The 25205-nt window shown below is 66.2% G+C and carries 24 protein-coding genes; 14 read left to right on the forward strand and 10 right to left on the reverse strand.

Annotated elements, in window-relative coordinates; all coding sequences use genetic code 11:
* Positions 1 to 19: 19 nt before the first annotated feature.
* Positions 20 to 3220: a pilus assembly protein gene (locus UB43_RS28885; protein WP_052969600.1), complete on the forward strand. Its 3201-nt coding sequence runs from the start codon at positions 20 to 22 to the stop codon at positions 3218 to 3220.
* A gap of 10 nt (positions 3221 to 3230) precedes the next feature.
* The gene (locus tag UB43_RS24140) at positions 3231 to 3623 is read left to right on the forward strand and encodes a type IV pilin protein (RefSeq protein WP_256205281.1); all 393 of its coding nucleotides are present in this window, start codon (positions 3231 to 3233) and stop codon (positions 3621 to 3623) included.
* 7 nt (positions 3624 to 3630) lie between these two features.
* On the opposite strand, the gene UB43_RS24145 is transcribed toward UB43_RS24140, so the two are convergent.
* Positions 3631 to 4218 carry a TIGR00730 family Rossman fold protein gene (locus UB43_RS24145; protein WP_045216275.1) on the reverse strand — a complete coding sequence of 196 codons (588 nt, stop codon included), beginning with the start codon at positions 4216 to 4218 and terminating at the stop codon, positions 3631 to 3633.
* A 378-nt stretch (positions 4219 to 4596) separates the two neighbouring features.
* Here UB43_RS24145 and azu point away from each other — a divergent pair, with 378 nt between their 5' ends.
* Both azu and UB43_RS24155 read left to right on the forward strand, forming a co-directional pair.
* Positions 4597 to 5043 carry an azurin gene (azu, locus tag UB43_RS24150; RefSeq protein WP_045216277.1) on the forward strand — a complete coding sequence of 149 codons (447 nt, stop codon included), beginning with the start codon at positions 4597 to 4599 and terminating at the stop codon, positions 5041 to 5043.
* A gap of 113 nt (positions 5044 to 5156) precedes the next feature.
* Positions 5157 to 5783, forward strand: coding sequence for a hemolysin III family protein (locus tag UB43_RS24155; RefSeq protein ID WP_045216280.1), 627 nt, complete (start codon positions 5157 to 5159; stop codon positions 5781 to 5783).
* Between the two features lie 58 nt (positions 5784 to 5841).
* Here UB43_RS24155 and nadE read toward each other — a convergent pair whose 3' ends face one another.
* The 3 genes from nadE to UB43_RS24170 are packed head-to-tail and all read right to left on the reverse strand — an operon-like array spanning position 5842 to position 8551.
* Positions 5842 to 6669 carry an ammonia-dependent NAD(+) synthetase gene (nadE, locus tag UB43_RS24160; RefSeq protein WP_045216281.1) on the reverse strand — a complete coding sequence of 276 codons (828 nt, stop codon included), beginning with the start codon at positions 6667 to 6669 and terminating at the stop codon, positions 5842 to 5844.
* Positions 6670 to 6701: 32 nt separating this feature from the next.
* A complete protein-coding gene (gene pncB / locus UB43_RS24165) occupies positions 6702 to 7901 on the reverse strand; it encodes a nicotinate phosphoribosyltransferase (protein ID WP_045216282.1) in 1200 nt (399 codons plus the stop codon).
* A gap of 2 nt (positions 7902 to 7903) precedes the next feature.
* Positions 7904 to 8551, reverse strand: coding sequence for a nicotinamidase (locus tag UB43_RS24170; RefSeq protein ID WP_045216284.1), 648 nt, complete (start codon positions 8549 to 8551; stop codon positions 7904 to 7906).
* Between the two features lie 169 nt (positions 8552 to 8720).
* Here UB43_RS24170 and UB43_RS24175 point away from each other — a divergent pair, with 169 nt between their 5' ends.
* On the forward strand, positions 8721 to 9413 hold the full coding sequence (locus tag UB43_RS24175) for an NUDIX domain-containing protein (protein WP_045216290.1): 693 nt from the start codon (positions 8721 to 8723) through the stop codon (positions 9411 to 9413).
* Between the two features lie 202 nt (positions 9414 to 9615).
* Here UB43_RS24175 and UB43_RS24180 read toward each other — a convergent pair whose 3' ends face one another.
* The gene (locus UB43_RS24180) at positions 9616 to 10509 is read right to left on the reverse strand and encodes a LysR family transcriptional regulator (protein WP_045216292.1); all 894 of its coding nucleotides are present in this window, start codon (positions 10507 to 10509) and stop codon (positions 9616 to 9618) included.
* A 119-nt stretch (positions 10510 to 10628) separates the two neighbouring features.
* Between UB43_RS24180 and UB43_RS24185 the strand changes: the two genes are divergently transcribed.
* The 9 genes from UB43_RS24185 (at position 10629) to UB43_RS24225 (ending at position 21491) form a co-directional block, all read left to right on the forward strand.
* Positions 10629 to 12119 (forward strand): aldehyde dehydrogenase family protein, encoded by a 1491-nt coding sequence (locus UB43_RS24185; protein ID WP_045216296.1) that lies wholly within the window; start codon positions 10629 to 10631, stop codon positions 12117 to 12119.
* 275 nt (positions 12120 to 12394) lie between these two features.
* Positions 12395 to 13678: an FAD-binding oxidoreductase gene (locus tag UB43_RS24190; protein WP_045216297.1), complete on the forward strand. Its 1284-nt coding sequence runs from the start codon at positions 12395 to 12397 to the stop codon at positions 13676 to 13678.
* 412 nt (positions 13679 to 14090) lie between these two features.
* Positions 14091 to 15227, forward strand: a complete 1137-nt coding sequence (locus tag UB43_RS24195; protein ID WP_045216298.1) for a branched-chain amino acid ABC transporter substrate-binding protein — start codon at positions 14091 to 14093, stop codon at positions 15225 to 15227.
* 135 nt (positions 15228 to 15362) lie between these two features.
* Positions 15363 to 16277: a branched-chain amino acid ABC transporter permease gene (locus UB43_RS24200; RefSeq protein ID WP_045216299.1), complete on the forward strand. Its 915-nt coding sequence runs from the start codon at positions 15363 to 15365 to the stop codon at positions 16275 to 16277.
* Positions 16278 to 16282: 5 nt separating this feature from the next.
* The gene (gene livM, locus UB43_RS24205; protein WP_045216914.1) at positions 16283 to 17584 is read left to right on the forward strand and encodes a high-affinity branched-chain amino acid ABC transporter permease LivM; all 1302 of its coding nucleotides are present in this window, start codon (positions 16283 to 16285) and stop codon (positions 17582 to 17584) included.
* Complete coding sequence (locus UB43_RS24210) at positions 17581 to 18456, forward strand: ABC transporter ATP-binding protein (RefSeq protein WP_024765989.1); 876 nt, start codon at positions 17581 to 17583, stop codon at positions 18454 to 18456. Before livM ends, UB43_RS24210 begins: the two co-directional genes overlap by 4 nt.
* A complete protein-coding gene (locus UB43_RS24215; RefSeq protein ID WP_045216300.1) occupies positions 18453 to 19169 on the forward strand; it encodes an ABC transporter ATP-binding protein in 717 nt (238 codons plus the stop codon). Before UB43_RS24210 ends, UB43_RS24215 begins: the two co-directional genes overlap by 4 nt.
* Before the next feature lie 117 nt (positions 19170 to 19286).
* Complete coding sequence (locus UB43_RS24220) at positions 19287 to 20216, forward strand: ornithine cyclodeaminase family protein (protein WP_045216917.1); 930 nt, start codon at positions 19287 to 19289, stop codon at positions 20214 to 20216.
* Positions 20217 to 20726: 510 nt separating this feature from the next.
* Positions 20727 to 21491, forward strand: coding sequence for an SDR family oxidoreductase (locus tag UB43_RS24225; RefSeq protein ID WP_045216306.1), 765 nt, complete (start codon positions 20727 to 20729; stop codon positions 21489 to 21491).
* A 227-nt stretch (positions 21492 to 21718) separates the two neighbouring features.
* On the opposite strand, the gene UB43_RS24230 is transcribed toward UB43_RS24225, so the two are convergent.
* From UB43_RS24230 to UB43_RS24250, 5 genes are all read right to left on the reverse strand, one after another.
* Positions 21719 to 22291, reverse strand: a complete 573-nt coding sequence (locus UB43_RS24230) for a HupE/UreJ family protein (protein WP_045216309.1) — start codon at positions 22289 to 22291, stop codon at positions 21719 to 21721.
* A 26-nt stretch (positions 22292 to 22317) separates the two neighbouring features.
* Positions 22318 to 22932, reverse strand: a complete 615-nt coding sequence (gene ureG / locus UB43_RS24235; protein ID WP_045216312.1) for an urease accessory protein UreG — start codon at positions 22930 to 22932, stop codon at positions 22318 to 22320.
* A 10-nt stretch (positions 22933 to 22942) separates the two neighbouring features.
* Positions 22943 to 23620: an urease accessory protein UreF gene (locus tag UB43_RS24240; RefSeq protein WP_045216314.1), complete on the reverse strand. Its 678-nt coding sequence runs from the start codon at positions 23618 to 23620 to the stop codon at positions 22943 to 22945.
* A gap of 87 nt (positions 23621 to 23707) precedes the next feature.
* The gene (gene ureE / locus UB43_RS24245; protein WP_045216316.1) at positions 23708 to 24208 is read right to left on the reverse strand and encodes an urease accessory protein UreE; all 501 of its coding nucleotides are present in this window, start codon (positions 24206 to 24208) and stop codon (positions 23708 to 23710) included.
* Between the two features lie 269 nt (positions 24209 to 24477).
* Positions 24478 to 25113 carry a TetR family transcriptional regulator gene (locus tag UB43_RS24250; RefSeq protein WP_045216319.1) on the reverse strand — a complete coding sequence of 212 codons (636 nt, stop codon included), beginning with the start codon at positions 25111 to 25113 and terminating at the stop codon, positions 24478 to 24480.
* Positions 25114 to 25205 lie beyond the last annotated feature (92 nt).

Genomic DNA, 25205 nt, shown 5'->3' on the forward strand with positions numbered 1-25205 from the left:
CGGAAGACTCTGTTCCCTGATGCTGGGCGCTACGCTGGCGGGCGCGCTGTCGGCTGCGCCGGTCAGCCAGGTGCCGCTGCAGATCGCCAGCGGTGCTCCGGGCAACATCCTGTTGCTGCCATCCTCGGCCCACGGGGCGACGGCGGCGGCAGCCAATCCGAGCCCGGTCTACGTCACCGGCGAAAGGTACTTCGGCAATTTCGACCCGGACAAGTGCTACGCCTACCGTTCTGGCGAAGCCGAGACGGAGCGCTATTTCCAGCCCGTCGGCCCGGCACTGGCCCATGTCTGTCGGCAGGCCTGGAGCGGCAATTTTCTCAACTGGGCTACGGCGCAGGTGGTCGATGTGAATCGCTCCGTGCTGACCGGGGGCGATCGCTTCATCGATAGCGTCGCGCTGACGGTGCTGCAGAAGGGGCGAAATCTGGAGCGGGACGGCGCCTTCCCGGATCGAAGCCTGCCGTTCGACACTGTTGCGGGCGCCACGCCATTCTCCGGCGTGACGCTCTACCTGCGTGTCGCGGGAGAGGAACGCAGCCTTTTGCTGGGGCGCAGCCCGGACTTTCCCGGCGAGCCGCAGGAGCTCCCGCCCGGAGAGCCGCTATTGGCCGGGACGACCTACCGGATCGCGGTGCGCGTGCAGGTCTGCGTTGCCGGCCAGCTGGAGCGCAACTGCCAGCGCTATGGCGAACACTTCAAGCCCGAGGGTTTACTGCAGCAATACGCCGGGCGACTGCGCTTCAGCCTTTTCGGCAGGCCTGATCGCGAAACGGGAGTGGTGCTGCGCGCGCCGCAGAAGTTCGTTGGTCCGTGGCGGGATGATGGGCGGGATAACCCGCTGAAAGAGTGGTCGGCGCAGACAGGCGTGTTCATCGACCGGCCAACTGGAGTGATCGTCACTCTCAATCATGGCGAAGAGGAACGGCCAAGGCCGTTCGACGATGTGGGCGAATTGTTGCAGGCAGCCACACACTACCTTCGCCATCAGTCAGACCATGCGGACCCGCTCACTTACGCCTGTCAGCGCAACGCCATGCTCGGGATGGGGGGCGCGGGAGAGGGCGAAGCTGGCGCGAGTCTGCTGCGTCTCGACGATCCCGCGGTCGCCCAGGCGACGCAGCAGGTGACAGCCATGCAAGGCGGTGCAGGCTCCGCCGCGTCACTTGCATTGGCAGGCCTGGCCTATGACGCCCATGTGCGCGACCTGCGCCCGGACCTGCCCGGCCGGCAAAGCGCCGCCACCTACTGGCTGGCGTCTTCCCGTGAGGTGGCCGGGCCGGGCAGCGCCCTGTGGTTGGCGACCCAGTACGGCGGCTTTGCGATCCCTCGTGGCTACTCCTTTGTGCGCACTTCACCGCTGCCGGAAAGTGGGTGGCGGGGCGCGGAGGGTTGGCCGGCCAACCTGCTGAAACTCACCGATCCCGACCCGCTGCGTGATGAGCTGAAACAGGTGTTCGCCCGTGCAGCCGACGATGAACCGAGGAGCATCGGCAACTTCAGCGCCGGTCCGAACCCCGGCGAGTGGTTCAGTACCCTGCTGGCGGGTCGGCGCTGGAGTGGCGACCTGCAGCTGTGGCGTGAGGGCGAGCAGTCACCGCAATGGTCGGCCGCCCGGAAGCTGGATGAGCTGAGCGAAGCGCAACTGGCCGCGCGCAACATCCTCACGGTGCGGCCCGCCGGGGCAGGGGCGGATGGCTCGCTGATCGCGCGCGCGGGCATGCCCTTCGCCTGGAGTGCCCTGGACGACGAACAGCGGCGCAGGCTGGGGGGCGAGCAGGGCGAGTCGCTGATCGGCTACCTGCGCGGTTCGCGCCTGCAGGAGCGGCGCGAGCCCGGCAGTGCGTTGCCGTTCCGCCTGCGTACCAGCCGGCTGGGCGACATCGTTGGCTCGCGCCCGGCTTACTCCTGGCACGACCCGCAGCCCTACGGCGAGCTGCCCAAGCCGTTGGGCGCCGGCTACCGGGAGTTCCTGGCCAGCGAGCTCTACCGGCAGCGTGCGCCGCTGGTGGCGGTGGGCGCCAACGACGGCATGCTGCATGGCTTCGATGCGCGCGATGGGCGCGAGTTGTTCGCCTACGTTCCGGCGGCTGTGCTGGGGCAGCTTCGCGAGCTGGCCGATCCCGGCTATGCCCATCGCTATTACGTCGATGGGTCGCCCACGGTGGGGAATGCCTGGATCGCAGGAGCGTGGCGAACCCTGCTGCTGGGTAGTACCGGAGCCGGCGGAGGCAGTGTGTTCGCGCTGGACGTGACCGACCCTGAACGCGTCCAGCCCAGCAGCGTGCTCTGGGAGTTCAGCCATCGCGACCTCGGCTACGCGCTGGGGCGGCCGGCCCTCATGGCTCTCGGATCGGGACGGTTCGTCGTGGCGGTGTCCTCCGGCGCCAGGGACCCGGAAAGCCTTGGCGGAGACATCTGGCTGCTCGATGCGGCGGATGGTCGTGTGCTCACGCGCATCCATCTGCCCGAGGCGGGCGACCTGGGGCAGGTAACGGCGATCAGCAGCATGGGCGACGTAACCGCCAATCGCCTCTATGTGGGCGACAGCCTCGGGAATCTCTGGCGTGTGGATCTGGCGGGCGATGCGGGGGGTGACCTGGCGATTCCACCGTCGCTGGCCGGCAAGCCATTGTTCCGGGCGCTGGCGCCGGATGGGAGTCCGCAGGCAATCAGCGCTCCGGTGGTGGCAGCGCTGGACCGTAGCGGGCAGGTGCGATTGTTGTTCGGCACCGGGCGCTTCTACCGCGTGGGTGACGACGAGCCTTCGGCGAAGACTGAAAGCCTTTACGGCGTGCTCGACGATGGGAGGGCCATGGTCGGGCGGCCGGAACTTCTGCCAGTCCCCGGCAAGGATGGCGCCCGAGGCTGGTATCTCGACTTGCCGGCGGATGGTTCGCGCGTGGTGGAACAGCCGCAGGTTCGCGATGGGAAGCTGGTGCTGTTCAACCTGATTGCACCGGGAGACGACCCCTGCAGCGATCCGCTCGCTCACGCTTCGGTGGTGCTGGATATCGGCAGCGGTGAACGGTTGGCGGGCGGTTTACCGAGCGCCGTCATGGCGGGCAGCGCCGCTGCGCAGCAGTCCGGCAGCGCGCTGCTGCAATCCGATCCGGCCGGTGCTCTGCGCGCCCTGGGCGTGGATCGTGAGGGCCGTCCGCAGGGGCAGGTGGTCGATCTGCCTCGCGATTCCGGGCGAAAGGCCTGGTGGGAGTCTCGTTGAAATGACATCGATGAACGAACGCGCCGGCGGCTTCACGCTGGTGGAACTGCTGGTCTGCCTGTCCCTGATCGGCATCCTGCTGGGGATTGCCCTGCCGGCGTACCAGGAGCATATCCAGCGGGTGCACCGGGTGGAGGCGCAGAAGTCCCTGGTGGAGCTGGCGCAGTCGCTGGAGCGTTTCTACACCAGCCGTGGCAGCTACGTCGGCGCAACGCTGCCGTTCGACCAGTCGCCACGTGATACCGGGAAGGCCTTCTACCACCTCGGGTTCGCCAGTGGCCCGGATGAGTCGCGCTATGTCCTGCAGGCCGAGCCGGTCGGGGCGATGGCGGCGGATGCCTGCGGGGTGCTGACGCTGACCAGCAGCGGGCTCCGTGGTGCGGCTGCGGAGCGCTGCTGGTAGCGCGGTGTCAGGTTGGCGTGCAATCCACCCACTTGGGCGCGGCGAGGGGCTTCCAGGCGGCCAGGGCGCCGACCAGCTCGGCAGGCGATGCAGCGCGCTGCAGCATGTCGCGGTGCGGCTGGCGCACGAAGCGCTCCTGCACCAGGTGGTCGAGGAAGGTCAGCAGCGGGTCGAAGAAGCCGTTCACTTCCAGCAGGCCCAGTGGCTTGGCGTGGTAGCCCAACTGGCCCCAGGTCCACACCTCGAACAACTCTTCCAGGGTGCCCAGGCCGCCCGGCAGCGCGATGAAGGCGTCGCTCAGCTCGGCCATGCGGGCCTTGCGTGCGTGCATGCCGTCCACTACTTCCAGGCGCGTCAGGCCCTTATGGCCGATTTCGGCGTCCTTCAGGCTCTGCGGGATGATGCCGATGACTTCGCCGCCAGCGGCCAGCGCGGCGTTGGCGACCATGCCCATCAACCCCACGGCGCCGCCGCCGTAGACCAGCTGGATGTCGTTCTCGGCAAGGTGGCGGCCGAGGGCTTCGGCGGCTTCCTGGTAGATCGGGGTGGCGCCGGGGCTGGCGCCGCAGAATACGCAGATGGAACGCAAGGTCATGGAGCTTCCTCGATTGGCTGCCTCGTTTGGCTGGCCGTCAGGGTAACGGCAGTCTGGATAGCGACCAAGCCCGAAAAATCCTAATCCAATTCCATGCGCCCGCAACCTCCGGCACAGGCCGCCAGTGCGTAGCAGGCGAGCAGGTTTTGTAACAGTGGAAGACGGTGCATGGCGCGAACTCCTGTTGGGCCGGGGGATGGGGTCTATGCTAGGCGGGGTGCGCTGTTCTGCCTCGTTGATCCTGCTGATCGACCTGATAGACAGTTCGAAGCTTGGCTCGTGGCCGATGGCCATTGATGCAGATCAGGGGAACCCCGATCGCGTTCGGGCAGTCTTCCCCTTCAGGATTCTCCGCCCAACCTGCCTAGGAGGCATGTCATGTTCCGTAAACTCGCCGCTGTATCCCTGCTTGGCCTGTTCAGTGCCCCGCTGCTGGCCGCCGAATGCTCCGTGGACATCCAGGGCAACGACCAGATGCAGTTCAGCACCAACGCCATCAGCGTCGACAAGAGCTGCAAGACCTTCACCGTGAACCTGTCCCACCCCGGCAGCCTGCCGAAGAACGTCATGGGCCATAACTGGGTCCTGACCACCGCCGCCGACATGCAGGGCGTAGTGACCGATGGCATGGCCGCCGGTCTGGACAAGAACTACGTGAAAGAAGGCGACACCCGCGTGATCGCCCACACCAAGATCATCGGCTCCGGCGAGAAGGATTCGGTGACCTTCGACGTCTCCAAGCTGAAGGCCGGTGATGAATACGCCTTCTTCTGCTCCTTCCCGGGTCACTCGGCCATGATGAAGGGCACCCTGGCGGTGAAGTGATCCCGCTTTCGCTCGAAAGCCTGTGATTCGAAAAGCCCGACCCATGGTCGGGCTTTTTATTTCACACAGGCAGGGTAGGGTGTGGGCGTGGTTGAAATTGCAACGGGGGACTCATGTACCACGGTGAACGCTTCAACGCCTGGACTCACCTGATTGGCGCCGTGCTGGCGCTGGTGGGTGGCATCTGGCTGCTGGTGGCCACCAGCCTGGTGGGCGAGCCGCTGCGCATCGTCAGCGTGGCGGTGTACGGCACGACGCTGACCCTGCTCTACAGCATCTCGACGCTCTACCACAGCGTGCGCGGGCGGGCGAAGGTCATCCTGCGCAAGCTCGATCACCTGTCGATCTACCTGCTGATCGCCGGGAGCTATACGCCGTTCTGCCTGGTGACGCTGAAGGGGCCCTGGGGCTGGACGCTGTTCGGCATCGTCTGGTCGATGGCGGTGATCGGCATGCTGCAGGAGATCAAGCCACGCACCGAGGCGCGGGTGCTGTCGATCATCATCTACGCGGTGATGGGCTGGATCGTGCTGATCGCGGTCGGGCCGCTGTACCGCGCGCTGGGTGGCGCGGGCTTCGCCTGGCTGGTGGGCGGCGGGGCCTTCTACACCATCGGCATCATCTTCTTCGCCTACGACAGCCGCTTCCGCCACTGGCACGGCATCTGGCACCTGTTCGTGATCGCCGGCAGCCTGCTGCACTTCATCGCCATCTGGCGCTACGTCATTCCCCAGCACTGATAACCGAGAGCTGAGCCGTCAGCGCGGGATCTGCACCGCGCCAACGGCTGCCGCTCGCTTACGGCGCGGTGGGCAGTGCGCGCTTGTGGCGGGTCTTCTCGAAGGTCCGAACGATGATGTCGAAGGCTTCCTGGCTGACCTCCTGGCCGTGCAGGAAGGCGTCGATTTCCTTGTAGGTCACACCGTGGGAATGCTCGTCCGGCTTGCCGGGGGCGAGGTCTTCGAGGTCCGCAGTCGGCACCTTCTCCACCAGATGCTCCGGCGCGCCGAGGCTGCGGGCGATGCTGCGTACCTGGTTCTTCACCAGGCCGGTGAGCGGGGCGAGGTCGCAGGCGCCGTCGCCGAACTTGGTGAAGAAGCCCATCACCGCCTCGGCGGCGTGGTCGGTGCCGACCACCAGGCCGGCGCGGGCGTTGGCGATGGTGTACTGGGCGACCATGCGGATGCGCGCCTTGGTGTTGCCCAGGGCGAAGTCGCGGGTGGCCGGCGCCAGGCCTTCCAGCGCCTGGGTCTCGGCAGCCAGCGCCTGCACCGACGGGCCGATGTTCACGGTGTGGCGCTCGTCGGGGGCGATGACGTCCACCGAGTCCTGGGCGTCCTGCTCGTCGCCCTGCACGTTGTACGGCAGGCGCACGGCGAGGAAGCGGTAGTCCTGGTTGCCGGTGTCGGCGCGCAGGCCTTCCACGGCGCGCTGGCAGAGCATGCCGGCGGTGAGCGAGTCGACGCCGCCGCTGATGCCCAGCACCAGGGTCTTCATCCCCGAACCCTTCAGGCAGTCCTGGATGAAGCGCACGCGGCGCTGGATCTCGGCCTGCAGCTCGGCGTCGGACTGGAAGGGCGGCTGCACGTTGAGTTCTCTGGCGATGGCGGCCTGTCTGTCTTTCATCTGGAGGGCTCCTTTGGAAAGCGGAAAAAGGGTTACACCGGCACCTTGAACACGTGGCGCAGGTAGGCGACGAAGTTCTCGTCGCGGCATTGGGTCTTGCCCGGGGTGTCGGAAATCTTCGCCACGGGGTGGCCGTTGCAGGCCGTCATCTTGATCACGATGTTCATCGGTTCCACGCCGGGGATGTCGCAGGTCAGGTTGGTACCGATACCGAAACTGACGTTGATCTTGCCACGCAATGCGCGGAAGAGCTGCAACGCCTTGGGCATGTCGAGGCCGTCGGAGAAGACCAGGGTCTTGGTCATCGGGTCGATCCCCAGGCGGCGATAGTGGGCGATCGCCTTCTCGGCCCAGACCAGCGGGTCGCCCGAATCGTGGCGCAGGCCATCGAAGAGCTTGGCGAAGTACAGGTCGAAGTCGCTGAGGAAGGCGTCCATGGTAATGCAGTCGGTCAATGCGATGCCCAGCTGGCCGCGGTACTCGCGCACCCAGCAGTCCAGCGCGGCGATCTGGCTGTCGATCAGCCTGGGGCCGAGCTGCTGGTGCGCCATCAGCCATTCGTGGGCCATGGTGCCGATCGGCTTGACGTCGAACTCGCGGGCCAGGTGCACGTTGCTGGTGCCGACGAAACGGCCGGGGAAGTCGCGCTTCAAGATGTGCACGACCTCTTCTTGGGTGCGGTAGGAGAAGCGCCGGCGGGTGCCGAAGTCGGCCACCTGGAATTCCTTCAGTTCCTCCTCGCTGGCGTTGCCGGCGAGCCAGTCGAGCTTGCGGTAGAGCTGCTCGCCGACCTGCTCCAGCACCACCTCGCGGTAGCGATAGCGGTTGCGCACCTCGCTGACGATGGCCAGCAGCGGCACTTCGAAGAGGATGACGTGCAGCCACGGTCCGCGCAGGCGGATGGCGAGCTGACCATCCTCGATGCTGGTGTGCACGTAGCGCAGGTTGAAGCGGAACAGGCTGAGGAAGCGGATGAAGTCCGGCTTGATGAACGGGATGCGCTCAAGGAAGGCGAGCTGGTCCGGCGTGGCTTCCAGTTCGGCCAGGCGTTCGATCTGGTAGCGGATTTCCGCCAGGTACGGCCGCAGGTCCTCGGCGTTGCGGCAGCGGAATTCCCACTCCACTTCGGCGTTGGGGTAGTTGTGCAGCACCGCCTGCATCATCGTCAGCTTGTAGAAGTCGGTGTCCAGCAGGTTCTGCACGATACTCTCGGCAAATACGCTCTCGGCCATGATCAATTCTCCCTGATGCCCATGAGGGCCTCGTCCAGTTCGTTCTCGTCCGCGCAGAGGATGACCCCGGCGCTGCGCATTTCATTGCAGGCTGCCTTGGCGGTTTCTTCCGCGATGGCGCGGCAGGCCGGCAGGTACAGCAGCACCTGGAAGCCGGCGCGGCGCAGTTGCAATGCGGTGGTCTTCACGCAGTAGTCCAGCGCCAGGCCGCCCACCAGCACATGGCTGACCGCGTTCTGCCGCAGGTATTCGATCACCCCGGTGCTGCGCCGTTCCGCCAGGTCGTGGTAGCAGGCACCGTAGGGGTGCAGGTCCGGTTCGACGCCCTTCCAGATGAAGAAGTCGTAGTCCATGGGTTCGGGGAGTTCGTCCAGCAGCTCGAAGCCCGGCGTGCCCGGCACGCAGTGGCTGACCCAGGTGAGGTCGGCATTGGGCAGGGACAGCGGCTGCAGCATCTGTGCCGGCTCGCTCACTACCCAGGGGGCTTGCGGGGTGTGGGCGTCCTTGCTGCCCAGGCGCAGGCTGGCGCGTTCGGACATGAGGTTGAGGGCGCCGCCGATGGCGTCACCGCCGGGCACCGGCAGCTCATTGGGGCAGAGCGGGGTGAAGCCCTTCTGGGCGTCTACATCGAAGCTGGCGATCAGGTTCATGGAAGCCTCCGCTTGACCGTCGGTGGTCTGTCGTGGCTACATAATTCACGACGTGAAATAAGTCGTCAAGTAAAAAGAACGGAAATGATTGGCAGTGGAAGATGCTTTCTATACGTGATGAAATAAGTCGCAGGATCTATCCCGGCGAAAACCTATTCGAGGAGCTTCGATGAGTACCGCTGAAGTGCTGGCCACCGTGGATATCGTGGCGCTGCGCCTGAATCCCGAGCGCGGGCTGGAACTGCTGCTGATCCGTCGCGCCCACGGGCCGTTCGAGGGGCAATGGGCATTGCCCGGCGTGCTGATCAATGGCCGCTGCGCGGATCACGGCCTGGACGACGCGGCCCTGCGCGCGCTGCGCGAGAAAGCGCGGGTACAGCCGGCCTACATGGAGCAGGTGGCCACGGTCGGTAACGCCGTGCGTGACCCACGTGGCTGGTCGCTGAGCGTGTTCTACCTCGTGCTGGTGGCGCCGGAGACCGAACTGGTCGCCGACGATCTCGACTTCGTGCCGCTCGACGCCGTGCGCGGCGAGCGCCTGGCCTTGCCCTTCGACCATGCCCATCTGGTGCAGCAGGCCTGTGAGCGGCTGGCCAGCAAGTCGGTGTACAGCGCATTGCCGCTGCACCTGTTGCCGCAGCGCTTCACCGTGGCGGAGGCGCTGAAGGCCTTCGAGCTATCCATCGGCGAGGAAATCCAGCATTCCAGCCTGCGCGGGCGGCTGGAGCGGATGAAGGCGGCCGGCTGGGTGCAGGACACCGGCGAGCGCCACCAGCCGCCGATGGGCCGGCCGCAGCATGTGCTGCGCTTTACGCCGCAGGGGGATGGGGCGTTTGTGTTTGATCGGAGCCTGTTGGTTTAGGTGTTTTCGGGGAGTAGGGAGTTGGGCTTTCCCTCTCCCCAGCCCTCTCCCTGAAGGGAGAGGGAGCCGTTCGGCTTGCGCGGCTAGAGGGAAGTCAGCTGGCTGAGCTCTGTGCGGTCCGAGCGCTCGGGCAGTCCCCTCTCCCTTCGGAGCGGGGCGCGCAGCCAGGGTTAGGGAGAGGGCGCCCCCGACAGCACGGAACTCACCCCTCCATCCGCTCCCCGATCCACTCCACGAACGCCCTGACCTTGGGCACCGCCGCCGCATGCTCGGGGTACGCCAGGTAATACCCGCTGCGGCTTGCCAGCCCGTGCTGCCAGGCGATCACCAGCTTGCCTTCGCTCAGTTCCTCTTCCACCAGGAAGCGCGGCAGCAGCGCCACGCCGCAACCGGCCTGGGCGGCGCGGATGCACATGTAGAAAGTGTCGAAACGCGGCCCGTGGTAGCTGTGCTCGCTGTGCTGGCCGAGGCTGAGGAACCACTCGTGCCAGGCCTCCTGGCGCGTGGCGTTCTGCAGCAGGACCAGGTCCGCCAGCTGGGTCGGGTCGCTCAGCGGCTGCGCTGGCAGGATCGCCGGTGAACAGACCGGCACCATCTCTTCGCCGAACAGCGCCACGCATTCCGCGCCGGGCAGGGTGCCGGCGCCGAAGAAGAAAGCGATATCGCAACGCGATTGCAGCAGGTCGCCGGGCTCCAGCTCCTGGCGCAGGTCCAGGTGGATGTTCGGGTGACGGTGGCGCCAGCCGTTCAGCCGCGGGATCAGCCAGCGCGCGCCGAAGGTCGGCGGCGTCGCCACGCGCAGCACTTCGGTCTCGCCGCCGTAGGACAGCAGGTAGTGGGTGGACATCTCCACCTGGGTGAGGATCTTGCGTACTTCCACCAGGTACAGGTCTCCCGCCGGTGTCAGCTGCAGGCGGCGGCGCACGCGGCGGAACAGCAGGTGCTGGAGCATTTCCTCCAACTGCGCCACCTGTTTGCTGACCGCGCTCTGGGTCAGGTTCAACTCCTCGGAGGCGCGGGTGAAACTCAGGTGCCGCGCCACCGCTTCGAAGCATTGCAGGGCGGTCATGGACGGCAGGTGGCGTTTGCTCAGCATGGCGGGCAGTTCATGAATTTACGGAATGATGTGCATAGGAAACGTCGTTTGTTGTGCCCAGGCAAGCCGTTTATTACTGCTGGCATTCCAACTGGTTCTGAACCCATTCAGGAGTCCGCATGATTTCCGCACTGCTCGAATCCCTCGGCGTCGACGCCCGCCTGGTCACTGGTGGCGATCAGGTCATCCACACTCCCATCGACGGCAGCCGCCTGGGCGCGGTGCGCCTGGAAAGCGCCGCCGAGGTGGAGCAGAAGATCGGCCGCGCCGCCCATGCCTTCGACGCCTGGCGCAAGGTGCCGGCGCCGCGCCGTGGCGAGCTGGTGCGCCTGTTCGGCGAGGAGCTGCGGGCGAGCAAGGCCGCCTTGGGCGAACTGGTGTCCTGGGAGGCCGGCAAGATCACACAGGAAGGCCTGGGCGAAGTGCAGGAAATGATCGACATCTGCGACTTCGCCGTCGGCCTGTCGCGCCAGCTCTATGGCCTGACCATCGCCTCCGAGCGCCCCGGCCACCACATGCGCGAGACCTGGCATCCGCTGGGCGTGGTCGGCGTGATCAGCGCCTTCAACTTCCCGGTCGCCGTGTGGTCGTGGAACACCGCGCTGGCGCTGGTGTGCGGCAACTCGGTGGTGTGGAAGCCGTCGGAGAAGACCCCGCTCACCGCGCTGGCCTGCCAGGCGCTGTTCGAGCGTGCGCTGAAGAAGTTCGGCGATGCGCCGGAGCACCTCAGCCAGGTGGTGATTGGTGACCGCAGCGCTGGCGAAGCGCTGGTGGACGACGTGCGCGTCGCCCTGGTCAGCGCCACCGGCAGCACCCGCATGGGCAGCGAAGTCGGCCCGCGCGTGGCGGCCCGCTTCGGCCGCAGCATTCTCGAACTGGGCGGCAACAACGCGATGATCCTGGCGCCCAGTGCCGACCTCGACATGGCCGTGCGCGCCGTGCTGTTCAGTGCCGTCGGCACCGCCGGGCAACGCTGCACCACGCTGCGCCGGCTGATCGCCCACGAGTCGGTGAAGGACGAATTCGTCAGCCGCCTGAAGACCGCCTACGCCAAGGTACGCATCGGCCATCCGCTGGAAGGCAACCTGGTCGGCCCGCTGATCGACGAGCGCAGCTTCCTGGCCATGCAGGGCGCGCTGGAACAGGCGCGCGGCGAGGGCGGCGTGGTGTTCGGCGGTGAGCGCCAACTGGCCGATAAATTCCCCGACGCCTATTACGTGTCGCCGGCCATCGTCGAGATGCCCGAGCAGAGCGACGTGGTGCGCAGCGAGACCTTCGCGCCGATCCTCTACGTGGTGCCCTACAAGGACTTCAACGACGCGGTGGCGCTGAACAATGGCGTGCCCCAGGGGCTGTCGTCGTGCATCTTCACCACCGACCTGCGCGAGGCGGAAGCCTTCATCTCGGCGGTGGGCAGCGACTGCGGCATCGCCAACGTCAACATCGGCCCCAGCGGCGCGGAGATCGGCGGCGCCTTCGGTGGCGAGAAGGAAACCGGCGGCGGCCGCGAGTCCGGTTCCGACGCCTGGAAGGGCTATATGCGTCGGCAGACCAACACCGTGAACTACTCGCGGGAACTGCCGCTGGCGCAGGGCATAGTCTTCGACTGATGGCACCGGGGCCATGGGCACCTGTAGGAGCGAGCTTGCTCGCGAACGGAGTCCGGCTGGACTTCGGCGTCATGCGGTTCGCGAGCAAGCTCGCTCCTACACAAGGGCCTCGGCTCGCGATGTGGGCTTGCTGTACAGCACCGTAGGGCGAATAACCTGGATCAGGTTATCCGCCAGCCCTCTGCGGCGGATAACGCTGACGCGTTATGCGCCCTGCGGCGGGCCCAACCGCTGCACCGAGTCATTCACAAAGGTTCGCGTAGAAGGATCGCTGGATGTCGCTTCGCCAAGAGTGTCTGTGGGAATACCTGACCCCCGATCGCCCGGAAGCCCCGGAGCTGCGCGGGGATCGCAAGGTCGACGTGTGTGTCGTCGGCGCGGGCTTTACCGGCCTGTCCGCCGCGCTGCATCTGCTGGAGCGTGACCAGAAGGTCTGCGTGCTGGAAGCCCACACCACCGGACACGGTGGCTCGGGGCGCAATGTCGGGCTGGTCAACGCCGGCCTGTGGATTCCTCCGGACGAGATCGAAGCGGGCATGGGTGCGGAGGTCGGCCAGCGGGTCAATCGCATGCTCGGCAACGCGCCCTCGCTGGTGTTCTCCCTGATCGACAAGCACGGCATCGATTGCCAGGCGCGCCGCGAAGGCACGCTGCACATGGCGCACAATGCCCGTGGCCTGGCTGACCTGCGCAGCCGCTGCGAGCAATGGGGGCGTCGTGGCGCGCCGGTGGAACTGCTCACCGGCTCCGACTGCGAACAGGCCTGTGGCACCGACAAGATCGCCGGCGCGCTACTCGATCGCCGCGCCGGTACGCTCAACCCCATGGCCTACGTCAGCGGCCTGGCCCGCGCGGTTGTCGGCCTGGGTGGCGAGCTGTACCACCATTCCCCGGTGGTTGGCCTGGTGCGCGTGGGCAGCGCGTGGAATGTGATCACCGCCGGTGGCGTGGTGACCGCCGACAAGGTGGTGATCGCCTCCAGCGCGTACACCGAAGGCGAGTGGACGCAGCTGCGCCGCACCTTCTTCCCCGGTTACTACTACCAGGTTGCCTCGCGTCCGCTGGAGGGCGCCGAAGCCGCGCGCATCCTGCCGGGCGGGCAGGGCTCCTGGGATACCCGCCAGGTGCTCAGCAGCATCCGCCGCGACGCCGATGGCCGCCTGCTGCTCGGCAGCCTCGGCAAGGGCACCGGCAAGCCGGCGTGGTTCCTGAAGAGCTGGGCCGACCGCATCCAGCAGCACTACTTCCCGAGGCTGGGCAAGGTGGACTGGGAGTTCACCTGGACCGGCTGTATCGACTTCACCCCCGACCACCTCATGCGCCTGTTCGAGCCGGCGCCGGGGCTGGTCGCCATGAGCGGCTACAACGGTCGTGGCGTCACCACCGGCACGGTGGTGGGCAAGGCCTTTGCCGACTTCCTGCTGGACGGTGACGCCAGCGCCTTGCCGATGCCGCTGAGGCCGATGGAGGAAATCTCCGCCGTGGGCCTGCGCAGCTGCCTGTACGAAGCCGGCTTCTCCCTTTATCACGCCGGGCAATGCCTGCGGGTGGTGATCTGAGGCGGTTCAAGCTGGGGCGCGCGCCGCCCCGGTTTGACCCACCAACGCTCGCTGCACTTTGGTCTAGCCTCTTATGGTGCGTTACCCCGACGGGTCTGCACCGTGGATGTGCAGTTCGGTGACAGCGCCGGTTACGGTTGGGGTTGCGCCTGTGGTGGCTGGAAAAAGCCAGCTCACGGGAGGATCGGTTGCGCCCATCTGCCTGTTCGGTTGCACCTTATTCTTTCAATGGGTTGCACGTGTCTAGCACTTGATGTCTGCCAGCTCGGGCTGTTTTCGCTGTAGGACTTGGTTAATAACAAAAACGAATGGCACGCCGCTTGCTGTCGATATTTCGCTGAATCGCTTAAACGAGAAATCGCCAACAAGAAGCACAACGCGCCATTACAAAAACCCTCAGGAGCAAAACTCCATGTCGCAGAAGATTTTCAGAAAAGGCTTTCTGGCTCTGGCGGTAACCACCGCACTGGGCGTGTCTTCCGTAGTACAGGCCGATGTCGTTATCGGGGTCGCAGGTCCGCATACCGGGGCCAACGCCTCGTTCGGTGAGCAGTACTGGCGTGGGGCTAGCCAGGCCGCGGAAGACATCAACGCCGCTGGCGGTATCAATGGCGAGAAGATCAAGCTGGTGAAGGCGGACGACGCCTGCGAACCGAAACAGGCCGTGGCCGTGGCCAACCGCCTGGTCGACCAGGACAAGGCGGTCGCCGTGGTCGGCCACTTCTGCTCCTCCTCCACCATCCCCGCCTCGGAGGTCTACGACGAGGCCGGCGTCATCGCCATCACCCCCGGTTCCACCAACCCGCAGGTCACCGAGCGCGGCCTTTCCGGCATGTTCCGCATGTGCGGTCGTGACGACCAGCAGGGCATCGTCGCCGGCGACTACATCGTCGATGTGCTGAAGGCCAAGAAGGTCGCGGTGATCCACGACAAGGACACCTACGGCCAGGGCCTGGCGGACGCCACCCGTGCGCAGCTGAACAAGCGCGGCGTGAAGGAAGTGCTTTACGAAGGCCTGACCCGTGGCGAGAAGGACTTCAACGCCCTGGTCACCAAGATCCGCGCTTCGGGTGCAGAAGTCGTCTACTTCGGCGGCCTGCACCCGGAAGCCGGCCCGCTGGTCCGTCAGATGCGCGAGCAGGGGCTGACCGCCAAGTTCATGTCCGACGACGGCATCGTCACCGACGAACTGGTCACCACCGCTGGCGGCCCGCAGTACGTCAAGGGCGTGCTGATGACCTTCGGCGCCGACCCGCGCCTGATCCCGGACGGCAAGGCCGTGGTGGAGAAGTTCCGCGCCAATGGCTTCGAGCCGGAAGGCTACACCCTCTATGCCTACTCCTCGGTTCAGGCCCTGGCCGCTGCCTTCAACGGCGCGGGCAAGACCGACCCGGCCAAGGCCAGCGCCTGGCTGAAGGCCAACCCGGTGCAGACCGTGATGGGCAAGAAGGAGTGGGACAAGAAGGGCGACCTGAAAGTCTCCGACTACGTGGTCTACGAGTGGGACGACAAGGGCAAGTACCACCAGCTCGACGCGTTCAAGAAGTAACCGCCTGACCCAGCCGGCGCCGCTACCCGCGGCGCCGGCTTCCCCGCAGGTCGACGAAACGCGCGCAGCTGGTCACGAGCCGGTGATTGCGCGAGCCGTCAGCCTTTCCTGCCCAGCTTGCGCGAGTACTCAATCGTGGACGGTATCTTCCTCCAGCAAATGATCAACGGGCTGACCCTGGGGTCGGTCTACGGCCTGATCGCCATCGGCTACACGATGGTCTACGGCATCATCGGCATGATCAACTTCGCCCATGGCGAGGTGTACATGATCTCCGCCTACCTCTCCGCCGTCGGCCTGGCGCTGCTCGCCTTCTTCGGCCTGCAGTCGTTCCCGCTGCTGATCCTCGGCACGCTGGTCTTCACCATCTTCGTCACCGGCATCTATGGCTGGGTGATCGAGCGCATCGCCTACAAGCCGCTGCGCAACTCCACGCGCCTGGCTCCGCTGATCTCCGCCATCGGCATGTCGCTGATCCTGCAGAACTACGTGCAGCTGGCCCAGGGCCCGCGCCAGCAAGGCGTGCCGACCCTGCTCGACGGCGCCTTCAAATTCCACATCGGCGAAGGCTTCGTGCAGCTGACCTACACCAAGGTGTTCATCCTCATCGCCGCCTTCGTCGGCATGGCGGTGCTGACCTACGTGATCCAGTACACCAGGCTCGGGCGCATGTGCCGCGCCACCCAGCAGGACCGCAAGATGGCCTCGATCCTGGGGATCAACACCGACCGGGTGATCTCCTACGTGTTCGTCATCGGCGCCGCCATGGCCGCGCTGGCCGGCGTGCTGATCACCATGAACTACGGCACCTTCGACTTCTACGCGGGCTTCATCATCGGCATCAAGGCGTTCACCGCCGCGGTGCTCGGCGGAATCGGCTCGCTGCCCGGCGCCATGCTCGGCGGGCTGATCCTGGGCGTGGCCGAGGCGCAGTTCTCGGGCATGGTGAACACCGACTTCAAGGACGTGTTCGCCTTCGGCCTGCTGGTGACCATCCTGATCTTCCGGCCACAAGGGCTCCTGGGGCGTCCCCAGGTATCGAAGGTGTAAGCATGATGTCCGCAACCCAGACTTCAGCCGCGCCTAAACCTGCGCGCATCGATATCAGGAAGAGCCTCGTCGACACCGTGCTCGCCGGGCTGATCGCCCTGATCGTGTTCGGCCCCATCGTCGGCATCGTGCTCGATGGCTACAGCTTCAAGGTCGAACCGGTCCGCCTGGCCTGGATGATCGGCGCGGTGATGCTCGGCCGCCTGCTGCTCAGCCTGTTCCTGCAGACCCCCGCCGGCCTGCGCATCATGGACCGTTTCGAAAGCTCCGACTCGGGCATCAGCGTGCTGCCGCCGGGCTACAAGACGCGCCTGCGCTGGATCATTCCGATCATCATCGTGGCCGCGGTGATCTTCCCGTTCTTCGCCAGCAAGTACCTGCTCACCGTGATCATCCTCGGGCTGATCTACGTGCTGCTGGGCCTGGGCCTGAACATCGTGGTCGGCCTCGCCGGCCTGCTCGACCTCGGCTACGTGGCCTTCTACGCCATCGGCGCCTACGGTCTTGCGCTGGGCTACCAGTACCTCGGCCTGGGCTTCTGGACGGTGCTGCCGCTGGCGGCCATCGTCGCTGCGCTGGCGGGGGCGCTGCTGGGTTTCCCGGTGCTGCGAATGCACGGTGACTACCTGGCCATCGTGACCCTGGGCTTCGGCGAGATCATCCGCCTGATCCTCAACAACTGGCTGTCCTTCACCGGCGGCCCGAACGGCATGCCGGTGCCGTCGCCGACCTTCTTCGGCCTGGAGTTCGGCCGCCGGGCCAAAGAGGGGGGGACACCGATCCACGAGTTCCTCGGCATCGATTACAACCAGAACTTCAAGTTCCTGTTCATCTACATCGTCCTGTTCCTGGTCGTCATGCTGGTGCTCTACATCAAGCACCGGCTGACCCGCATGCCGGTCGGCCGCGCCTGGGAAGCGCTGCGCGAGGACGAGATCGCCTGCCGCGCCATGGGCCTGAACCATGTGCTGGTGAAGCTCTCGGCCTTCATGCTCGGTGCCTCTACCGCCGGCCTGGCTGGCGTGTTCTTCGCCAGCTACCAGGGCTTCGTCAACCCGTCGTCCTTCACCTTCTTCGAGTCCGCGCTGATCCTCGCCATCGTGGTGCTGGGCGGCATGGGTTCGACGGTGGGCGTGGTGATCGCCGCCTTCGTCCTCACCGTGGCGCCGGAACTGCTGCGCAGCTTCGCCGACTACCGCGTGCTGCTGTTCGGCATCCTCATGGTGCTGATGATGATCTGGCGTCCGCGCGGGCTGATCCGCATCAGCCGCTCGGGCTTCGCCGTACGCAAGGGGGTGGCGCCATGAGCGGTGACAAGATCCTCAGCGTCGAGCACCTGATGATGCACTTTGGCGGCATCAAGGCGCTCAACGACGTCAACCTCGACGTGGAACGCGGCTCCATCACCGCGCTGATCGGCCCCAACGGCGCCGGCAAGACCACGGTGTTCAACTGCCTCACCGGCTTCTACAAGGCCACCGGCGGCAACATCCTGCTCAACACCCAGGGCGGTACCACCGACGTCATCAAGGTGCTCGGCCAGCCGTTCCAGGGCGGCGACTTCGTCAACCCGGCGCAGTTCGGCAACCGCCTCTACTACAAGATGTTCGGCGGCACCCACCTGGTGAACCGCGCGGGTCTTGCGCGTACCTTCCAGAACATCCGGCTGTTCCGCGAGATGTCGGTGGTGGAGAACCTGCTGGTGGCCCAGCACATGTTCGTCAACCGCAACCTCATTGCCGGCGTGCTCAACACTCCCGGCTACCGGCGTGCGGAAAGCGAAGCGCTGGACCACGCCTTCTACTGGCTGGAAGTGGTGGACCTGGTGGACTGCGCCAACCGCCTGGCCGGCGAGATGTCCTACGGGCAGCAGCGCCGCCTGGAGATCGCCCGCGCCATGTGTACGCGGCCCGAGCTGATCTGCCTCGACGAACCGGCCGCCGGCCTCAACCCGGCCGAGACCCAGGCGCTGGCGCGCATCGTCCGCTACCTGCGCGACCACCACGGCATCACCGTGCTGCTGATCGAGCACGACATGGGCATGGTGATGAACATCTCCGACCACATCATCGTGCTCGACCACGGCGTGGTCATCGCCCGTGGCGGCCCGGAGGAGATTCGCCACAACGACAAGGTCATTGCCGCCTATCTCGGCGCAGACGAAGAGGAGCTGGCATGACGGCGCCGATGTTGGAATTCCGTGAGGTCGATGTGTTCTACGGGCCGATCCAGGCGCTGAAGAAAGTCTCGCTGACCGTCAACGAAGGGGAGACCGTGGCGCTGATCGGCGCCAACGGCGCGGGCAAGTCGACGCTGCTGATGTCGATCTTCGGCCAGCCCCGCGCGGCCGGCGGCGCGATCCTCTACAAGGGCCAGGACATCCGCCACAAGTCCGCGCACTACGTGGCCTCCAATGGCATCGCGCAGTCGCCGGAAGGGCGCCGGGTGTTCCCCGACATGACGGTGGAGGAGAACCTGCTGATGGGCACCATCCCCATCGGCATGGACCATGCCCAGGAAGACATGCAGCGCATGTTCGACCTCTTCCCGCGCCTGAAGGAGCGGCGCAACCAGCGCGCCATGACCATGTCCGGCGGCGAGCAGCAGATGCTCGCCATCGCCCGCGCGCTGATGAGCCGGCCCAAGCTGCTGCTGCTCGACGAGCCTTCGCTGGGCCTGGCGCCCATCGTGGTGAAACAGATCTTCCAGACCCTGCGCGAGCTGGCGCAGAGCGGGATGACGCTGTTCCTCGTGGAGCAGAACGCCAACCATGCGCTGAAGCTGTCCGACCGTGGCTACGTGATGGTCAACGGCGAGATCCGCCTGAGTGGCACCGGTGCGGAACTGCTGGGCAACCAGGAGGTTCGCAACGCGTATCTGGGCGGGCACTGACGCAGCCGCCTTTCGTAGGAGCGGACTTCGTCCGCGATGTTCTCAGGCGCGCCGGGAAGCATCGCGGACGAAGTCCGCTCCTACGGTTATCCATCGCTTTCCCGCAGTGGGGTTTCCATGCAAGACCTCCGCTTCCTCACCAACGCCGACGTCGCCCAGCGCCTGGGTTATCCGCAACTGATCGAAGCCCTGCGCATCGGCCTCGCCCATGAGTGCGAAGCCCCGGTGCGTGGCTGCCATGAACTGCCCGGAAACGCCTCGCTACTGACCATGCCGGTGTGGCGGCCGGGGCAGGATATCGGCGTGAAGCTGGTCACCGTGTTCCCGGACAACGGCGCGAAGAACCTGCCGGCGGTGGCCGCGCTGTTCTGCCTGTTCGACGGCGAAACCGGGCGCCCGCTGGCAATGCTCGAAGCTTCGGAAATGACCGCCCGGCGCACCGCCTGCACCTCCGCGCTGGCCGCCGATTACCTGGTGCGCCGCGATGCGCGGCGGCTGCTGGTCGTCGGCAGCGGCACCCTGGCGCCGCATATGGTTCGTGCTCACTGCACGGTGCGCGAGTACGAGGACATCGCCCTCTGGGGCCGACAAGAAGACAAGGTGCATGCGCTGGTGAAGCAGCTGCAGGACGAAGGCTATCCCGTCCACGCCTGTGTTGATCTGCGCGGTGGCGTGGCGGCGGCGGACTGCATCAGCTGCGTCACTACCTCGCGCGAGCCTATCGTCCACGGCGCCTGGCTGCGCTCGGGTTGCCACCTCGACCTGGTCGGCGCCTTCCTGCCGTCCATGCGCGAGACCGACAACGACGCCGTGCGCCGTGCACGCATCGTGGTCGATACCCGCGAAGGTGCGCTGGAAGAGGCGGGCGACCTGCTGATCCCGATGGGCGAAGGTGTGATCGATAAGAGCGCTATCGACTGCCAGCTGGCCGACCTCCTGCGGGGGCGCGGCGCACGCCAGGACGACAGCGAGATCACCCTGTTCAAGTCCGTGGGTTATGCACTGGAAGACCTGATCGCCGCGCGCCTGCTGCTTGCCGTGGATTAATCCAAGGAATCTGTGGGCCGGCCTGTGGATAACGTCTGGGAGAACCTCGCCAGGCCGCGTGGCCGCAGGCGCCGTCGAGGTCGGTCGATTTCTGTTCGATCACCCCGCAACCCCTGTATGGATGGACAGTTACGGCTTCGCGGAAAAGTTCCGCGCCTCCGATAGTTGTCCACGCCAGCCGTTGAAAGATCTGTGGATAACCTTGGGAAGAACTTCTCCAGCGCAGCCGCGGCGGGCCTTGCAGCGGGGCGCTCGAAAATCGTCCAGGGGGAAAAGCGGATTCCGCTTGCCCACAAAAACCGTGGAGCAGCCTGTGGACAAGGTGGGTGCAACTCGCGGCAGGCCCGTAGCCATGGGGCTTTCAAGCGGCTGTTCGGGTTTTATCCAGCACGGCTGTAACGCAACGCGGCAGGTTCGGGCTGTTATGCTCGACCGACCGACAAGAACGCGCACCGTACGATTCCCCGGCAGGTACCGGTGACGGCGGCGCCCCTGCAAGAGGACTTTGCGATGACCACTCCCACTCTGTTCATTACCGGCGCCACCTCCGGCTTCGGCGAAGCCTGCGCACGGCGTTTTGCCCGTGATGGCTGGTCGCTGGTGATTACCGGCCGCCGCGAGGAGCGCCTGAACGCACTGGCCCAGGAGCTTTCCGCCGAGACCGACGTACTGCCGCTGGTGCTCGATGTGCGTGACCGCGCGGCGATGACCGCCGCCGTCGACAGCCTGCCGGAGAAGTTCGCCAAGCTGCGTGGTTTGATCAACAACGCCGGCCTCGCCCTGGGCACCGACCCGGCGCAGAATTGCGAGCTGGATGACTGGGACACCATGGTGGACACCAACATCAAGGGCCTGATGTACGCCACCCGCCTGCTGCTGCCGCGCCTGATCGCCCATGGCCCGGGCGCAAGCATCCTCAACCTGGGTTCGGTCGCCGGCCACTGGCCCTATCCGGGCGGTCACGTCTACGGCGCGACCAAGGCCTTCGTCGAGCAGTTCTCGCTGAACCTGCGTTGCGACCTGCAGGGCACCGGCGTGCGTGTCACCAACCTCGAACCGGGCATGTGCGAGAGCGAGTTCTCCCTGGTGCGCTTCGGCGGCGACCAGGCGAAGTACGACAAGACCTACGCCGGCGCCGAGCCGATCCAGTCCGCGGACATCGCCGAGACCATCCACTGGATCATGAACCAGCCGCCGCACATCAACATCAACACCCTGGAAATCATGCCGGTGAGCCAGGCGTGGGCGGGGTTTGCGGTGCATCGCAAAGGCTGATCCGAGGTTGGGTTGCCGAGGTTTCCGAAGAGAGGGTGTGGGGCTCTTGATCTTGTAGGAGCGGACTTCGTCCGCGATAGATTCCCGGCGCGCTGGAAGGCATCGCGGACAGAGTCCGCTCCTACGCGCCCTCCAATGCACCGACTTTTTTGTAGGAGCGAGCTTGCTCGCGAACGGCCCCGCAGCGGGGTTTGTCGCGGGCATGGCCCGCTCCTACAGGGCGTGAGTCAGCCGGCGAGCAGCCAGGCGCCGGCACCCGCCGAAACCAGGCCGGCGAAGCGCACCAGCGGCGCCGCTGCCTGCGGCAACACGCGAACCAGACCATAACCCGCCGCATGCAGCGCGGCAGTCGCGCCGACGAAGCCGGCGGCATACAGCCACGGGCTGCTCAGGTCCGGCAATTCCAGTCCGTGGGCCACACCGTGGGCGAGGGCGAACAACGCGGTGGCGCCCATCGCCAGGAACAGCGGCGGGCGCACGGCCAGCGCGACGCACAGGCCCAGCGCGAGCACGGAAGCGGCAATGCCGGTTTCCATGAACGGCATCTGCATTCCTTCGAAACCGAGCAATCCGCCGATCAGCAGGGTGCCGACGAAGGTACAGGGCAGCACCAGTCGCGCCGCGCCCTTCTGCTGCGCGGCCCAGAGGCCGACGGCAAGCATCGCCAGCAGGTGGTCGAGGCCGGTGACGGGGTGGGCGATGCCGGCGATCAGGCCGTGGTCGCCGTGGCCCGGATGAGCGAAGGCCACGGCCGGGGTGAGGAACAGCGCCAGGCTGTAGAGGGCTTTACGCAGGGTCATGGTCATTCCTTGGGCTGTGGGTCTGTTCAGGCTGCGCTCAGCAGGCCCTGGCGTTCGATGAAGGTGATGATCTCGGCCAGGCCCTGGCCGGTCTTCTGGTTGCTGAAGACGAAGGGCTTGTCGCCGCGCATGCGCGAGGCGTCCTGGTCCATCACTTCCAGCGAGGCGCCTACCAGCGGGGCGAGGTCGATCTTGTTGATCACCAGTAGGTCGGACTTGCAGATGCCGGGCCCGCCCTTGCGCGGAATCTTGTCGCCGGCGGAAACGTCGATCACGTAGAGGGTCAGGTCCGACAGCTCGGGGCTGAAGGTGGCCGAGAGGTTGTCGCCGCCGGACTCCACCAGGATCAGGTCGAGGCCGGGGAAGCGGCGGTTGAGCTGGTCGACGGCCTCGAGGTTGATCGAAGCATCCTCGCGGATCGCCGTGTGCGGGCAGCCGCCGGTTTCCACGCCGATGATCCGCTCCGGCTCCAGCGCTTCATTGCGTACCAGGAACTGCGCGTCTTCCTGGGTGTAGATGTCGTTGGTGACCACGGCGATGTTGTAGCGCTGGCGCAGGGCGCGGCACAGCGCCAGGGTCAGGGCGGTCTTGCCGGAGCCCACCGGGCCGCCGATGCCGACGCGAAGAGGTTGAGAGTTCATGGCAGTTCTCCTAGGAGCGGAACAGACGGCTGTATTGGGTTTCGTGGTTCATGCAGGCCAACGCGAGACCGAAGGGCGCGCCGCCGTGGGGATCGTTTTCCAGCGCGGCCTGGCAGGCGCTGTCGAGGTCGGGGAGCAATTGCGAGGTGAGCTTCTGCGCGGCCAGTTGGCCCAGCGGCAGGGTCTTCATCAGTACCGCCAGCTGGTTCTCCAGCCAGCTCCACAACCAGGCGCCGAGGGCCTGTTCCGGGGATAAACCCCAGGCGCGGGCGGCCAGTGCCCAGGCGGCGGCGAAGGAGGGCTCGGGCTGTGCGGCGAGCCATTGGCGCGCGGGCTCGTCCAACTCGGGCAGGGCTTCGAGCAACTGGCCGAGGGAGAAACCCATCTGCCGGTTTTCCAGGCCCAGTTCGCGGGTCTCGCGGCTGGCGCGGTGGCGTCCGGCAGCGTCGCGCAGGGCGTCCCAGTCAGCGCTTTGCGCGGCGCGCAGCAACTCGGCCAGCAGCGGGCCTTCGAAGCGCGCGAGGTTCAGGTGCAATTGATCGACGAGCCAGGTGCGGGCGCCATCGGCGTCCTTCACCTGGCCCTGGTCGATGGCGCTTTCCAGCCCTTGCGAGTAGCTGTAACCGCCGATGGGCAACTGGGGGCTGGCCAGGCGCAGCAGCGACCAGAGGCTCAAAACGTCAGCCATGAGCGACGACCTTTCCACGCACACCGACCAGCCCCCTCTCCCTGAGGGAGAGGGCTGGGGTGAGGGAAATAGCCCAGCGCCGGAGCCTCACAACCGACCCCCGAACTGATGCAGCTTCGGCGCGTAGTTGAACTGCTCTTCGCCGTGGTGCGAGTGGTGATGGCCGCCGCCGTAGGCGCCGTGCTCCGGCTGGAAGGGCGCTTCAATGGCCTCCACCGTGGCACCCAGCTGGTCGAGCATGGCCTTGAGTACGTAGTCGTCGAGCAGGCGCAGCCAGCCTTCGCCGACCTGCAGGGCGACATGGCGATTGCCCAGGTGATAGGCCGCGCGGTTCAGCTCTCGGGCATTGGCGCAGGTGACGTGGAGCAGTTTTTCCGGCGCGGCGCAGACACGTACCACGCGACCATCGTTGGCCAGCAGGCATTCGCCATCGGTCAGCGGCGACTGGCCGCGTTCGAGGAACAGGCCGACGTCTTCACCGGTGGTGCTGAAGCAGCGCAGGCGGCTCTTGCTGCGCGCCTCGTAGTTCAGGCGCAGCTCGGCGTCCCAGTGTTCGCAGGGGGCGGTTCGTTGGTGGATGACCAGCATGGCAGCGTCCGGCAGTAGCAATGGCGGTGCTACAGCAAGGGGCTTGCCAGCGTCGGCCTCAGCTAGCGCTGGCGCGGCCTGGCGGCGTTGTCCGAACGATCAGGAATGGTGCGTGTGCGCAACATTGGTGCGCACGAAAACGGTGCGCACCAAGGCGGGGCGACAGGGCTCTTTGTAGGAGCGAGCTTGCTCGCGAACCGACCCCGCTGCGGAAGTTGTTCGCGAGCAAGCTCGCTCCTACAGGTCGGGCCCACTGAGGCGCGAGGAGCTCAGGGCCGCGAGCCGATCCCGGTCCAGTGCTTGGCGCCGATCATGATGAAGCGCAGCTGCTGGGTGATCTTGGCCTGGGGCGAGAGGTGCGTCGGCAGGCTGTCGGCCGGCGGGTCGATCAGCTCGGGCAGGGTGGCGAACACCGTCTTGACCACCAGGTCGGCGATCACGTCGATGTCCTGGGCGGTGAGGTGCGGCAGCTTGTTGAGCAGCGCCAGGTCAGCGGCCAGGTCGTCGGTGATGCGCTGGCGCAGGGCGCCCACGGCCTGGCGGATCGGGTGCGAGCCGCCGTACTGCTCGCGGGCGAGGAAGAGAAACTGGGTGCGATTGGCGGTCACGGCGTCGAGGAAGATGCGCACGGAGGCCTCGATCACGCCGCCCAGCTCGAACTCGTTGCGGCGCACCACGCGCAGGGTCTCGCGGAAGGTTTCGTCGACATCGGCCACCAGGGCGAGGCCGAGCTGGTCCATGTCGGTGAAGTGCCGGTAGAAGCCCGCCGGCACGATCCCTGCGGTCTTCGCCACTTCCCGCAGGCTCAGGCTGCCGAAGCCGCGGCCGCTGTCCATCAGGCTGCGCGCGGCATCCATCAGGGCCAGGCGGGTCTGTTGTTTCTGTTCGGCACGGGGAGTGGACATACGGCGGTGCTATCCAAGGCGAAGGCGCAGGCACTCTAGCAAATGCCGCCTGGCGTTTGGGAAGTTCGTGAGCGCTCCAGTGAACATGTGTT

Source organism: Pseudomonas sp. 21 (assembly GCF_000955805.1).
Taxonomy (GTDB): Bacteria; Pseudomonadota; Gammaproteobacteria; order Pseudomonadales; family Pseudomonadaceae; genus Pseudomonas.